General features: G+C 69.0%; 10 protein-coding genes, 1 tRNA gene and 4 pseudogenes. 10 read left to right on the top strand and 5 right to left on the bottom strand.

Annotation, left to right across the window (positions count from 1 at the left end; all coding sequences use genetic code 11):
• Nucleotides 1–70 precede the first annotated feature (70 nt).
• Genes AB0I23_RS33375 through AB0I23_RS33385 form a run of 3 tightly spaced genes read left to right on the top strand, consistent with a single transcriptional unit; the run spans nucleotide 71 to nucleotide 3,002 of the window.
• Nucleotides 71–838 carry a (Fe-S)-binding protein gene (locus AB0I23_RS33375; RefSeq protein WP_359115020.1) on the top strand — a complete coding sequence of 256 codons (768 nt, stop codon included), beginning with the start codon at nucleotides 71–73 and terminating at the stop codon, nucleotides 836–838.
• Nucleotides 835–2,373: a lactate utilization protein B gene (locus AB0I23_RS33380; protein WP_359115023.1), complete on the top strand. Its 1,539-nt coding sequence runs from the start codon at nucleotides 835–837 to the stop codon at nucleotides 2,371–2,373. The genes AB0I23_RS33375 and AB0I23_RS33380 overlap by 4 nt, the downstream gene beginning before the upstream one ends.
• Nucleotides 2,370–3,002: a LutC/YkgG family protein gene (locus AB0I23_RS33385; RefSeq protein WP_359115026.1), complete on the top strand. Its 633-nt coding sequence runs from the start codon at nucleotides 2,370–2,372 to the stop codon at nucleotides 3,000–3,002. The genes AB0I23_RS33380 and AB0I23_RS33385 overlap by 4 nt, the downstream gene beginning before the upstream one ends.
• A gap of 45 nt (nucleotides 3,003–3,047) precedes the next feature.
• On the opposite strand, the pseudogene AB0I23_RS33390 reads toward AB0I23_RS33385, so the two are convergent.
• A pseudogene (locus tag AB0I23_RS33390) lies at nucleotides 3,048–3,632 on the bottom strand (DUF2264 domain-containing protein); the annotation flags it as partial.
• A 217-nt stretch (nucleotides 3,633–3,849) separates the two neighbouring features.
• Here AB0I23_RS33390 and AB0I23_RS33395 point away from each other — a divergent pair.
• On the top strand, nucleotides 3,850–4,617 hold the full coding sequence (locus AB0I23_RS33395) for a sulfite exporter TauE/SafE family protein (protein ID WP_266978567.1): 768 nt from the start codon (nucleotides 3,850–3,852) through the stop codon (nucleotides 4,615–4,617).
• Nucleotides 4,618–4,695: 78 nt separating this feature from the next.
• Here AB0I23_RS33395 and AB0I23_RS33400 read toward each other — a convergent pair.
• The 3 genes and pseudogenes from AB0I23_RS33400 to AB0I23_RS33410 all read right to left on the bottom strand — a co-directional run.
• A pseudogene (locus AB0I23_RS33400) lies at nucleotides 4,696–4,953 on the bottom strand (amino acid permease); the annotation flags it as partial.
• 151 nt (nucleotides 4,954–5,104) lie between these two features.
• Nucleotides 5,105–5,491 (bottom strand): hypothetical protein, encoded by a 387-nt coding sequence (locus tag AB0I23_RS33405; protein WP_359115029.1) that lies wholly within the window; start codon nucleotides 5,489–5,491, stop codon nucleotides 5,105–5,107.
• Between the two features lie 81 nt (nucleotides 5,492–5,572).
• The gene (locus AB0I23_RS33410; RefSeq protein WP_359115031.1) at nucleotides 5,573–6,067 is read right to left on the bottom strand and encodes a DUF309 domain-containing protein; all 495 of its coding nucleotides are present in this window, start codon (nucleotides 6,065–6,067) and stop codon (nucleotides 5,573–5,575) included.
• A 107-nt stretch (nucleotides 6,068–6,174) separates the two neighbouring features.
• On the opposite strand from AB0I23_RS33410, the gene AB0I23_RS33415 reads away from it, so the two are divergent.
• Together AB0I23_RS33415 and AB0I23_RS33420 are read left to right on the top strand one after the other, a co-directional pair.
• Nucleotides 6,175–8,799 (top strand): ATP-binding protein, encoded by a 2,625-nt coding sequence (locus tag AB0I23_RS33415; RefSeq protein ID WP_359115034.1) that lies wholly within the window; start codon nucleotides 6,175–6,177, stop codon nucleotides 8,797–8,799.
• A 50-nt stretch (nucleotides 8,800–8,849) separates the two neighbouring features.
• Nucleotides 8,850–8,923 (top strand) — tRNA-Pro (locus AB0I23_RS33420).
• A 99-nt stretch (nucleotides 8,924–9,022) separates the two neighbouring features.
• Here AB0I23_RS33420 and AB0I23_RS33425 read toward each other — a convergent pair.
• Nucleotides 9,023–9,265, bottom strand: a pseudogene (locus AB0I23_RS33425) (tyrosine-type recombinase/integrase); the annotation flags it as partial.
• A gap of 404 nt (nucleotides 9,266–9,669) precedes the next feature.
• On the opposite strand from AB0I23_RS33425, the pseudogene AB0I23_RS33430 reads away from it, so the two are divergent.
• The 4 genes and pseudogenes from AB0I23_RS33430 to AB0I23_RS33445 all read left to right on the top strand — a co-directional run.
• Nucleotides 9,670–9,977: pseudogene (locus AB0I23_RS33430) on the top strand (DUF5709 domain-containing protein); the annotation flags it as partial.
• A 153-nt stretch (nucleotides 9,978–10,130) separates the two neighbouring features.
• Complete coding sequence (locus tag AB0I23_RS33435; RefSeq protein WP_359115037.1) at nucleotides 10,131–11,375, top strand: low temperature requirement protein A; 1,245 nt, start codon at nucleotides 10,131–10,133, stop codon at nucleotides 11,373–11,375.
• Nucleotides 11,376–11,574: 199 nt separating this feature from the next.
• Nucleotides 11,575–12,165, top strand: coding sequence for an isochorismatase family protein (locus AB0I23_RS33440; protein WP_359115039.1), 591 nt, complete (start codon nucleotides 11,575–11,577; stop codon nucleotides 12,163–12,165).
• A 74-nt stretch (nucleotides 12,166–12,239) separates the two neighbouring features.
• Entirely contained in the window at nucleotides 12,240–12,554 is a 315-nt protein-coding gene (locus tag AB0I23_RS33445; RefSeq protein WP_359115042.1) for a GNAT family N-acetyltransferase, read from the top strand.
• Nucleotides 12,555–12,643: the final 89 nt, after the last annotated feature.

Raw genomic sequence — 12,643 nt, forward strand, 5'->3', positions numbered from 1 at the left:
CCCTTCATCTTCCGGACCGAGGCTAGTATGGTCTGACCATACAAAGGCCAGAATCGATCGGAGAGGCTCCATGCGCATCGGACTCTTCGCCACCTGTCTGGGAGACACGCTCTTCCCCGAGGCGGTGAAATCCACCGCGGTCCTGCTCGCCAGGCTGGGACATGACGTGGTGTTCCCGCCGGAGCAGACCTGTTGCGGCCAGATGCACGTCAACACCGGCTACCAGCGCGAGCCCGTCCCCCTCGTGCGGAACTTCGCCGGGCAGTTCGCTGACCCGTCGATCGACGCCGTCGTCATGCCCTCGGGATCGTGCGCGGGTTCGGTCCGCCACCAGCACGAGATCGTCGCCGAACGGTACGGCGACGCGGCGTTGCGCGCGGGCGTCGCCACCGTCAAGGCCAAGACGTACGAGCTGTCGGAATTCCTCGTCGACGTCCTGGGCGTCACCGAGGTCGGCGCCTACTTCCCGTACCGCGTCACGTACCACCCCACCTGCCACTCCCTGCGGATGCTCCGCGTCGGTGAGAAGCCGCTGAAGCTGCTGCGCGCCGTCGACTCCATCGACCTCGTCGAGCTCCCCGAGGCGGACTCCTGCTGCGGGTTCGGCGGTACCTTCGCCGTGAAGAACGCGGAGACGTCGACCGCGATGCTCCAGGACAAGATGCGCACCATCGCCACCACGGAGGCGGACGTGTGCACCGCAGGGGACTCGTCCTGTCTGATGCACATCGGCGGCGGACTCTCCCGTATCAAGTCGGGCACCCGCACCCTGCACCTCGCGCAGATCCTCTCCTCCACCCGCACCTCGCCGTACGTCCTGACGGAGGCCGTCCGATGAGCAGCACCTTCCTCGGCGTGCCCGCCACCCCGCCCCGCTCCCCGTACGGGACGGGCCATCTGCGCGGCGACCGGACGTTTCCCGCGGCCGCCCACGACGAGCTCCGCAACGAACAACTGCGGCGCAACCTGGGCAGAGCCACCCACACGATCCGCGCCAAGCGCTTGAACGTCACCGGCGAACTCCCGGACTGGGAGCAGTTGCGCGACGCCGGCTCGGCCATCAAGACCGACACCATGAACCGGCTCCCCGAGCTCCTGGAACAGCTGGAGCAGAAGGTCACCGAGTGCGGCGGCACCGTCCACTGGGCGCGCGACGGCGTCGAGGCCAACGAGATCGTCACCCGGCTCGTCCGGGCGACCGGATCCACGGAGGTCATCAAGGTCAAGTCGATGGCCACCCAGGAGATCGGTCTCAACGAACACCTGGAATCGGCCGGCATCACCCCGTACGAGACGGACCTCGCCGAGCTCATCGTCCAGCTCGCCCACGACAGACCGTCACACATCCTGGTGCCCGCGATCCACCGCAACCGCGACGAGATCCGGCAGATCTTCCTCAAGGAGATCCCCGGCGTCGACCCGCGGCTCGACAACGTGCCCGCCCATCTCGCCGCCGCGGCCCGCGCCTATCTGCGCGAGAAGTTCATGACGACGAAGGTGGCGGTCTCCGGCGCCAACTTCGGGATCGCCGAGACCGGCACCCTGTCCGTCGTCGAATCCGAGGGCAACGGCCGGATGTGCCTGACCCTGCCCGACACCCTGATCACCGTCATGGGTATCGAGAAGGTGCTGCCGCGCTATCAGGACCTCGAAGTCTTCCTGCAGTTGCTTCCGCGCTCGTCGACCGGGGAGCGGATGAACCCGTACACCTCGATGTGGACGGGTGTGACCCCCGGCGACGGACCGCAGGACTTCCATCTGGTCCTCCTCGACAACGGACGGACCGCCGCGCTGGCCGACCGGATCGGGCGCGAGGCGCTCAACTGCATCCGCTGCTCGGCGTGTCTCAACGTCTGCCCGGTCTACGAACGGGCCGGCGGCCATGCCTACGGCTCGACCTACCCCGGGCCGATCGGCGCGGTCCTCACGCCGCAGCTCGCCGGGATGCACGCCGCCAAGGACGACCCCAACAGCTCCCTGCCGTACGCCTCCAGCCTTTGCGGCGCCTGCTTCGACGCCTGTCCCGTCAAGATCGACATCCCGTCGCTGCTGGTCGAGCTGCGCCACCAGCACACCGAACAGTCCGGTACGACGGCCGAGAAGCTGGCCATGAAGGCGGCGGCCGGCGTGATGAAGAGGCCGAAACTGTTCACCGCCGCGCAGAAGGCGGCGGGGCTCGGCCGGGTGCTCGGTGGGCGGGACGGGAAGATCTCGCATCTGCCGCCGCCGTTCAGCGGATGGAGCGACAGCCGTGACACCGCGGCGCCGCCGAAGCAGTCCTTCCGGTCGTGGCTGGCGTCGGACGAGGGCGCCGCGACCATGCGGGCCGCCGCCGACGAGTACGACAGGAACCAGCAGGAGGAGGAGAAGTGACGACCGCTCGCGCCACGGTGCTCGGCCGGGTCCGGGACGCCCTGGCCCTCGCCCCCACCCCGGACACCACCATCCCGCGCGACTACCGGACCGGCCGCACGCTACCCGACGACGAGCGACTCGCACTCTTCACCGACCGGCTCGTCGACTACAAGGCGCAGGTGCACACCTGCACCGCCGCCCGCACCGCCGAGGTGATCGCGGAGGTGCTGGACGGGCTCGGTGCGCGGAGGATCGGGGTCCCCGCCGGGCTCGACGAGCAGTGGCTCGGCGCGTACGACGGTGACGTCCAGCAGGACTCCGCCGGCATTCCGGCGCCCCGGCTCGACGCGCTGGACGGAGTTGTCACCGCGTCGGCCGTCGGCTGCGCCGAGACCGGCACGATCTTCCTCGACGGCTCGCCCGACCAGGGGCGGCGGGCCCTGTCGCTCGTCCCCGACCTGCATGTGTGTGTCGTCGATCTGTCGGCCGTCGAGGTGGGGGTACCGGAGGCGGTGGCGCGATTGGTGCCGGAGCGCCCGACGACGCTGATCAGCGGGCCGTCGGCCACGTCGGACATCGAGCTGGAACGGGTCGAGGGGGTACACGGTCCGCGCACGCTGGTGGTCGTGATCCGCGTCGACGCGTAGGGGGTGTCCGCCGGACGGCGAGGATGCCGTCCGGCGGACAGATGGTCAGCGGTGCTCGACCGTCAGCGGTTCGAAGCCGATACGGGTCGTCGACCCGTCGTCCGCCCAGCCGACCTCGACCGTGTCGCCGTCCACGTTCACCCCGCTCACCGCCGCCGCGAGTGCCGTCGTCTCCGGCTCTGCCGTCAGCGACGCGAGTGACACCAGCAGAACCGTTCCCTCCGCGTCCGCGCCCAGCCTCGGCACCACCGCCCACCGGGCGTACGCCGTGCCCTGCGGAGCCCGTACCTCGTCCCGGGTCTCCCAGCCGCTCAGGCCGTGCAGCTCGGACCGTACGGAGTTGTCCGGACCGGTCGCCCAGCCCGTCTGCTCCACCCGCGCCCCGGTTGGGGCACCCAGCACCCGGTGCACCCGCAACTCGTACCGGCCGCGGACCACAATCACGCTCTCCGCCCGCATCCCCGGCACCATCGGCGCACCCGACGTGAAGACGGGGCGGTGCCAGGACGCGGCCCAGCCCCAGCCGTCGCCCCCTCCCGCGCCCAGCGGGCGGATGCTGCGACGGTCGCTGCGCACTCCGCCGACGACGACGGCCATGTGGTTGTCCGCCGCGTTCACCCTCGACGTGGGGCAGGGGAGACCACTCACGAAGACATCCGACGCTTGCAACGCTGCTATCCGGGGTCAAGGCCTCCTGCGGTCAACTGGGCGGTAAATAGCGGCAATTGATGCGAGTGTCATGTGTGCGCTGCGCCAACACATCGGATGAGTCGATGTAAAGGTGGGCGTCGAGCAGGGGAGCCGGTTGGCGATTCGGAAGTGCGTGCGATTAGCATCTGTTCCTGGCATGGACACCCTCACACTCTGGCAACTGGCGGCGCTGGCCGCGGCATCCACGCTCGTCGGCTTCTCCAAGACGGCCGTCAGTGGTGCCAATACGATCAGTCTCGCGGTCTTCGCGGCCGTACTCCCGGCCCGCGAGTCCACCGGGGTTCTGCTCCCGATCCTCATCGCGGGCGATGCACTCGCGGTCTTCACCTACCGCAGGCACGCCCACTGGCCGACGCTGCTGCGGCTGTTCCCCGCCGTCGCCGTGGGCGTGGTGATGGGCACCGTCTTCATGATGTGGGCCGACGACGACGCCGTGGGGACCTCGATCGGCGCGATCCTGCTCTTCATGGCGGGCGTCACCGTCTGGCGGCGTCGCACCGGGGCCGACAGCAAGGTGGCTCCGGACGAGTCCGGCGGCCCGTCCGGGGCGGGCAGGCTCAAGGCCCGTTCGTACGGGGTGCTCGGCGGCTTCACCACCATGGTCGCCAACGCGGGCGGCCCGGTGATGTCGCTCTACCTGCTGTCCGCAGGCTTCCGGAAGCTCGGCTTCCTCGGCACATCGGCATGGTTCTTCCTGATCGTCAACACCTCCAAGGTGCCGTTCAGTGTGGGCCTCGGGCTCATCGACGCGCAGTCGTTGCTGCTGGACGCGGCCATGCTGCTGTTCGTCGTCCCGGGCGCGTACATCGGCCGGAAGTGTGTGGACCGGATCAACCAGAAGCTCTTCGAGCGACTGGTGCTCGGTGCGACCGTGCTCGGCGGACTCCAGCTGCTGCTGCGCTGACCGCACCCCATGGTATGACGAGACCCCCCTGGACCGGACCTTCCAGGAGGGTCCGAGGAGAGCGCGGAAGCCGTCGTGTCAGACGATGTCCGCGGCGATCTCCGCCTGTTCGCGGGCGTTCCCGTACGCCGACGGCGTGCTGTAGGAACGGCGCGCGACGAACCACCGGACGGTGGCCAGGACCAGCACGGCGACCAGCGCGACCGACGCGTAGTTCATGGAGTCGATGGTCACCGGCGACGACTGCGGGAGCAGGAACGGTACGGTCACGATGGCCACCCACACCAAGCCGATCCAGCCGATCGGCTTGGATCAGCGGCCCAGGTGCCAGGGCCCCGTCGGCCAGGACGGACACCTACTCCACCGACAGCGGCTGCTGCTGCCCGCCGAACCGAACCGGCCGTTCCGGTTGCGCGCAGACTGGCTCGACCGTGTCGATCCGCACGGCGGAACCGTGCGGATCACAGCACTCCGAACCGACCGGACGTCAGGGGATCAGCAGCCAGTCCGAACCGATCGCCGCCATCAGACCGACGGCCAGCAGCCAACTTCCCAAGCGCGTACGGCCGTTCCGGCTGAGCTCGATCACGATCCCGCACAGGATCAGCGCCAGCCCGTACACCCCGACCACCAGGACGGACGACCGGCTTGCGATCCGCAGCGCCAGTACGACCGCCATCGCCGCCATGCCGACCGAGGAGAGCACGATCCGCAACCGTCTGGCCTGACGCGGCGTCAATCTGCGGTCCCCGGTCCCCGCCTCCTCGACCTCGGCGTCGACCTCGACCTCGGCGTCGGTCTCTGTGCCGTTCGTGTCGCCGACGGGGGTGGCTATCGGGGTGTCCACGGACTGGGTCTGGTCAGAAGTGCTCATGACGCGGGATGGTAATAGTTCCGCGGCGCCGTGTTCACCGCTCCGCGCGGCGGTTGCCGAAAACGAACGTCGCCATCCGGCTCATCCGCCCTCACGCCGCAGCCGGGGCGCCTCCTCGGCCGCGTCCACCGTCCGCCCGCCGCCCGCCTCCACCCGCCCGGCCAACTCCTCCGCCCAGCCGGTCAGCGCATCGATCCCGATCCCGTGCGCCGACGCCTCCCCGTACGCCGAGAGGGCCGCCGCGCCCCGCCGCAACAGCCGCGCCCCACCCGTCGCATTGCCGCGTGCCGCATGCGTCAGCCCCACCGCCAGCTGCGCGAGCCCACGCCACAACTCCCGTTCCGCATCCGGGCCCGACTTCCACGCGTCCTCGAACACCTCGTGCGCGTGGAACGGCATCCCCGCGTCCAGCAGCCGCTGCGCCTCCAACAGCGTCTCCTCGGGGGAGCGCGCCACGCCCTCCGGCTGCCGCTCCACCCCCGGCGCCCCGTACGGCAGGGGGCGCCCCAGCCCGTCACGGGGGCGCGCACTGCGCGCCCGGCCCTCGGTATCGCGGTCCCTGCGAGTCTCGTCCACCCGTCGATTGTGCCCCGCACCTGCGGCGAACTGTCCGAACCACTGCCTGTGGGCCCCCGCGCACGATTAGTCTCGGCAGTAATCCGTATCACTAGGGGAGGGTAGGCATGAAACCGTCCCGGCCGCTGTACGAGCGCGAACCGGAACTCGCTGCCGCCGCACAAGCCGTGGATGCCCTTTGCGGCGCCCAGGCAGTCGGCGGGCTGCTGATCTTCAGCGGTGAGGCAGGCATCGGCAAGACAGCTCTGCTCACCGAGGTGCAGGCCATGGCCGCGGACCGCTGCACCGTCTGGTCCGCACGCGGCGGCGAGACGGTCACATCCGTGCCGTTCCACGTCGTACGCCAACTCCTGCAGCCCGCGCTCGACCAGTTTCCGCCCGACGAGGTACGCGATCTGTTCGGCGCGTGGTTCGAGATCACCGCACCCGCCCTCGGACTTGCCGAGCCCAGCGGCCCGCAGGCCGACCCGCAGGGTGTGCGCGACGGACTCGACCACGTCGTGTCACAGCTCGCCTCCCGGCTGAGCCACCGTCCGCCGCTGCTGATCATCGACGACGCGCACTGGGCGGACGGCGAATCCCTTGCCTGGCTCGCCTCGTTCACCGCGCGCCTCGGCGAGCTGCCGGTCCTCGTCGTCCGGGCGCACCGCCCGGAGGAACTATCGGCGCGCGAGGGGGACGGCGGCAGCCACCCCGCCCAGGTTCGGGTCGCACTGCGCGCGCTCACCCCCGAGGCCACCGCGGAACTGGTCCGGGCCATTCTCGGCGACCACACCGACGACCCGTTCTGCCGCGAGGTGTGGGCCGTCACCGGCGGCAACCCGTACGAGGCGGTCGAACTCGTCGCCAAGGTGCAGGACCGCGAACTGGCCCCCCTTGAGGAGTCGGCCGGGCTGCTGCGCGAACTCGGCGCCTCGGCCCGCGGCAGCGGACTCGTCGCCCGGCTCGAACGGCTCGGCACCAACGCCAACCGGTTCGCCTGGGCCGCCGCCGTCCTCGGCACCGACATTTCCCAGGACCTCGCCGCCACCCTCGCCGGAATGAGCCCCGCGGAGGCCGCCGACTGCACCGCGCGGCTGCGCGACGCCCGTATCGTCAGCGGCTTCGACCCACTGGAGTTCGTCCACCCGCTGATCGCCACCGCCGTGTACCGCTCCATCCCGCCGGCCACCCGCACCGCCATGCACGGCCGCGCCGCCTGGGCGATCACCCGCGCCGGACTCGGCACCGCCGCGGCCTCCCGCCACCTCCTGGAAGTCCACCCGGACGACGACCCGGAACTGGTCGAGCAGCTCCGCGAGGCAGCCGGCCAGCATCTCGCGGTCGGTGCCCCCGAAGCCGCCCGCCGCTGCCTGGAACGCGCCCTGCAGGAACCGCCGCGCCCCCAGGTGCGGGCCACGCTGCTGTACGAGCTGGGCTGCGCGACGCTGCTCAGCTCCCCTCCCACCACTGTCCAGCATCTTCGGGCCGCCCTCGATCTGCCCGGACTCGCCGACGACGTGCGCGTCGACGCCACCTTCCGGCTCGCCGCCGCCCTCTCCCACAACAACCAGCTGAAGGAAGCGGCACTGGCTCTCGCCGCCGAGACCGGGCGCACCGCCCCCGGACCGGGCCGGATGCGGCTCCAGGCCGCGCACTTCCTGTGGGAGGGCATGCAGGCCGCCGAGGACGACGGCCCCGGCCGCTCCCGCAGGCTCGCCGGCAACGCCGACCACCTCACCGGCCGCGACAACGCCGAACGCGCCCTGCTCACGCTGCGCGCCTTCGACGCCATGCTCCGGGGCGAGGATTCCCAGCTCGTCGTCGATCTCTGCGAACGCGCCCTGGTCGACGGTCGCCCGGCCCGCGGGCTCGGGTGGACCGACACCGAATGGGGCTTCGAGTTCCCCACCACGGTGGGTATCACCTACGCCTTCACCGACCAGCTCGACCGGGCCGAGGCACTGTTCAGCGAGGCAGTCCGTGCCTTCGAGATCTCCGGCTGGAGCGGCGCGCACCTCGCCTTCGCCCACACCCTCCTCGGTCTCGTCCACCGGCGTCGCGGCAGGCTGGCCGAGGCGGAGGGCTTCCTGCGCGAAGGACTGCGGCTTGCCGACCGTGTGGGCAGCGGCCTGCCCGTCAACTGGATCGCCGCCTGCCTGCTCATCGACACGCTGCTGGCCCGGGGCCGGGTCACCGAGGCCCGTACGATAGCTGACCGGTACAACTTCGGGATGCCCTATCCCAGCGCGATGGTCATGCCGGACGCACCGAGCGTCCGTGGCCGTCTCCTGCTCGCCGAAGGCCGTACCAAGGAAGCCGTCGCCGAGCTCGAAGCAGCCGGACAGGCTCTTGAGCCGCGCGGCCGGTTCAACAGCATCTGGGCGCCATGGGCGGGTGACCTCGCGCGCGCCCTGGCCGACGAAGACCCGGGCCGCGCAGCCCAGCTCGCCACCTCGGCCCGGGTGCACGCCGAACGCTTCGGCACGAACACCGCGATCGGAGAGGCTCTGCGCTGCGTCGCCCTGTTCGCCCGCCCCGAGGACGCCCACCGTCTGTTGGCCGACGCGGTTCGGCACCTGGAGGCGTCCCCGTCCGCGTACGAACACGCCCTGGCCCGTCTCGACTACGGCATCGCCATCCGCTCCCCGCGCGAGCTCGCCCTGGCCCAGAAACTGGCCACGGTGTGCGGCGCCGAAGCGCTCGCGACCCGCGCCCATCAGGCACGGACGTCAATCAGGTCCGCGGAGTGAGGTAATGTTTGTCCTGCGCGGCCACCCGAAAACACCGGGGGGAATCGCAGCGGGACGTGGCGCAGCTTGGTAGCGCACTTGACTGGGGGTCAAGGGGTCGCAGGTTCAAATCCTGTCGTCCCGACTGGAGACAGTCGCAGGTCAGGGCCGGTTACGGAGAAATCCGAAACCGGTCCTTGATCATTCTAGGGGACCAGTTGGGGACCCGTGTCCCTGACTGACGTCAGCGGGTGACCACGATCGGGCTCGGCAGGGAGCGTGGCGCGCGTAGCGCGCTGAGGTGCGCGGAGAGCGCTGAGCCAGCGGACGTGATCTTGTGTACGTCCGGGTGCGGGTAGCGCTGGGTGGTCATCAGCGATCCGTGGCCGGCGATTCTACGAAGGACGTGAACCTGGACCCCGGCGTCGGCGAACCAGGTCAGTCCCGTGTGCCGGAATTCGTGGTGGCGCAGGTGCTCGTAGCCGAGCGGCTTGCCTTCCAGCGCACCGCTTGGTGCCCGATAGCGCACCCGTCTCAGCCCTCCGGTCGCCGGGTTCCTTCGCGGACCACGGGCCGTGCGCTCCCGGACAAGCCGCACCCGTGACCAGGTCCTAGGTTCGAGTGCAGGGATCCGCCGCCTCTGCGGCCTCGTGCACCGCTTACCGAGGTAATGCAACGGAGGCCTGGAGCAGCAGGGCGACAACGGTGTCGTGATCACGTCGGCCACCATCCACAACCAGCACGGCGAGCTCGTGCTGATGGGCCGGCACAAGTACCTGCTGCGACGTCAGCAGGCCCATTGAGGACGGCGGAACGTGCGACGAGCTGGAACCCTGTCGGCTCACCGGACGCCTGTCGTCCGCGGCCGGCGGGAGCGACGAAGGAGCGCCAATGGCTGATGAGGCCATGGGGGACGAGGTCTACCAGCCGGACGGTTCTGAGATGCAGGACGACGCCGGGGTGTTGACGCCTTGGACACCCTGGACTTCCGGGGCGGCGACCAGAGCCTGGACGAGGGCTGCTCCCCTCCTGAGAGGCCCTGGGGCGTGGAGCACGCCGGCGTCACGGCAGCGGAGCAACAGCGAGAGGAGAGTCTGGACGAGCGCCTTGCCGAGGAGATGCCGGACATCGGCGTTCCGGAGGACGACGGCATCGGTGACACCTGGGACACCGGCGGAGAGCTCATCGATGGAAAAGTTGACCGTTTCACTATTTTGGGAGTAAATGTTGCGCGCGGCGGCCACTCTTGAGACTGGATGGGGCACCCTTTGCTGCGGTCATCATGAGGCATCGGCATGGGTGCGGGCCCCGGTCAGCCTGTTTTCCACGGTCGTTGCTGCGGGCGGAGCGACGTGGAAGGCGATGGCGTGAGTCAAGGTCAAGGGGCGAAACGAAAGCGTGGCCTGCGGGTCGAGCACGTGGTCGAGCAGAGCGCTGCTACCAACTTGGAGCTCTTCTTCGACTTGGTCTTCGTCTTCGCTCTCACACAGATCACGAAGCTCATCTCCTCAGACCTGACCGGTACCGGAGTGCTCCACGGTTTCCTCGTCCTTGCGATCGTCTGGTGGTGCTGGGTGGACTACTCCTGGCTCGCCAACGTCGTCAAGGCCGACGAGGGCGTGACCCGGGCGGCGATGCTCGCCGCTATGGCGGCGATGTTCATCATCGCCCTGGTTATCCCCGAAGCGTTCACCGACCTGCCCGGCGGCCTGAGCGGGCCGACGGTCGTCGCATGCGCCTATCTCGTGCTGCGTGCAGTCCATGTCGCACAATTCGTTGTTGCCAGTCGCGGTGATCCGCATCTGCGACGGCAAGTGCTCCTGTTCGCGGGGACCATGGCAGGCTCCACAGCTCTGCTCCTCGCCGCCGGCTCCATGGACGGGGCCACGCAGACCGTGCTGTGGTGCGTGGCCGTGGTCGTCGACTACGGGGGAACATTGGCCATCGGTAACCAGGGCTGGCGAGTCAATTCCGCGAAGCACTTCGCGGAACGGCACGGTCTGATCGTGATCATCGGTCTGGGTGAATCAATCGTCGCCGTTGGCGCCGGCGTAGCGCACCTCCCGATCTCATGGCCGATCATCCTGGCCGCGGTACTCGGACTGTCCCTGTCGGCGAGCCTGTGGTGGGCCTACTTCGACACGACGGCACTACGCGCAGAGCACGCGCTGACGCAGGCCCGAGACCACCACCGTTCCGCGATGGCACAAACGGCCTACACCTACCTCCACCTGCCGATCGTCGGAGGTATCGCGTTGGTCGCCCTCGGCATGGAGTACGTTCTTGAATACGTCGGGGGACACGCACATCACAGCCTCTCCGACCCGCTGAAAGGCATCCCTCTGGCCGCGCTTCTCGGCGGCACGGCACTCTACCTGCTCGCCGTCGCTGCATTCGAAAAGCGAACGTACGGCGAATTCAAAAAAGTCAGAGCAGTCCTTGCTGCGGCACTTCTTGCCTTGTACCCGGCAGTCTCCCTGCTCCCCGCAATCGGCGCACTGGCCATCGTGACCGTCCTGTTGGCCGGACTGAATCTTTACGAGACCCTTCACCACCGCCCTCTTCGCCACTCGGTCCGTCACGGGCACCATGCCTGAACACCGGTCACGAGAACTGGAAAAAGCAACGAGCTCTCGTCATTGACCGCCCCGTATCGATGTGGCGGCCCGGCGATCGAGTCCTCTGCTGGGTTTCGCCCCCAGCGTTCTCACATGAAAGGAATACACCGTGCCGAAGCTCGCACCGGAGCCCCAGCGTTCCCCTCGGACAGATCACTTGCTCACGCCGGGGAACTGCGTGATCGCACTGATCGACTACCAGCCGAGCCAGTACTCGACGGTGACGTCCTCCAGTCAGGAGGAAATCGACCTGAACGTGCGCGCTGTCGCCAAACTGGCAACGGCGTACGAGATCCCGGTGGTGCTGAGCACCGTGGCCGTGGACATGGGAGTCAACCAAGGCACGAACCCCGCGATCCTCAATGAACTCCCCGGCGTCACCGAGATCGACCGGACCGGCGTGAACGCCTGGGAGGACGCGGACTTCCGCGCGGCGATCGAAGCCACAGGCCGACGCAAGGTCGTCATCGGCGGCTTGTGGACCGAGGTCTGCCTGACGTTCCCGACCCTGGATATGATCGCCGAAGGCTACGAGGTCTACCCGGTCGCCGATGCCGTCGGCGGGATCACACCCGTGGCACACGACCGCGCGTTCGATCGGATGATCGCTGCTGGGGCACGCCCGATTACCGCCATATCGTTCGGATGCGAACTCATGCGCAACTGGGCGCGCAACGACGCGGACAAGCTCCGCGAGGTCATGCGCTGGTACTTCCCCGAGCGCAACCGCCTTGGCCTCGGCAACCGGCCCTCGCCCGAATCGAACTGACCGGACAAGCCGGCACTTTCTGGGAGGGCGAGCATGCCCGCCCTCCCAGCGAACCACGACACGGAGGCATCACCATGACAACATCCACGAACGTCGAGATCACCGATTCCCTCGCCGCGAACCGCTACGAGGCGCGGATAGACGGGCAGCTCGCCGGATTCGCCGACTATCTGCGCACCAGCGAACTGATCGCCTTCGTGCACACCGAAGTCGACCCCTCCTACGAGGGCCGCGGCGTCGGCTCCGCACTTGCCCGCGCAGCGCTGGACGCGGCCCGCTCCGACGGCCTGAAAGTACTGGCCGTGTGCCCCTTCATCTCGGGCTGGATGGCCCGGCACCCCGACTACCAAGACCTCGCCTACCAGAACCGCAGCAAGGTCAAGGACTAGGGCGTGTTCCAGGTTCGGATCATGTGGGGCGGAGACTCCGGAGCCAGATGATCGATCCGCGTAGGTGGAGTCCGGCGAGGTAGCTGGTA

Origin of the sequence: Streptomyces atratus (assembly GCF_040655115.1) — a bacterium.
GTDB classification, from domain to species: Bacteria; Actinomycetota; Actinomycetes; order Streptomycetales; family Streptomycetaceae; genus Streptomyces; species Streptomyces atratus_D.

What these genes read in the sequence shown, in the direction of transcription:
- AB0I23_RS33375 (WP_359115020.1), top strand. Translation starts at nt 71, where the DNA reads ATGCGCATCGGACTCTTCGCCACCTGTCTGGGAGACACGCTCTTCCCC.
- AB0I23_RS33380 (WP_359115023.1), top strand. Translation starts at nt 835, where the DNA reads ATGAGCAGCACCTTCCTCGGCGTGCCCGCCACCCCGCCCCGCTCCCCG.
- AB0I23_RS33445 (WP_359115042.1), top strand. Translation starts at nt 12,240, where the DNA reads ATGACAACATCCACGAACGTCGAGATCACCGATTCCCTCGCCGCGAAC.
- AB0I23_RS33405 (WP_359115029.1), bottom strand. Translation starts at nt 5,491, where the DNA reads ATGAGCACTTCTGACCAGACCCAGTCCGTGGACACCCCGATAGCCACC.
- AB0I23_RS33395 (WP_266978567.1), top strand. Translation starts at nt 3,850, where the DNA reads ATGGACACCCTCACACTCTGGCAACTGGCGGCGCTGGCCGCGGCATCC.
- AB0I23_RS33415 (WP_359115034.1), top strand. Translation starts at nt 6,175, where the DNA reads ATGAAACCGTCCCGGCCGCTGTACGAGCGCGAACCGGAACTCGCTGCC.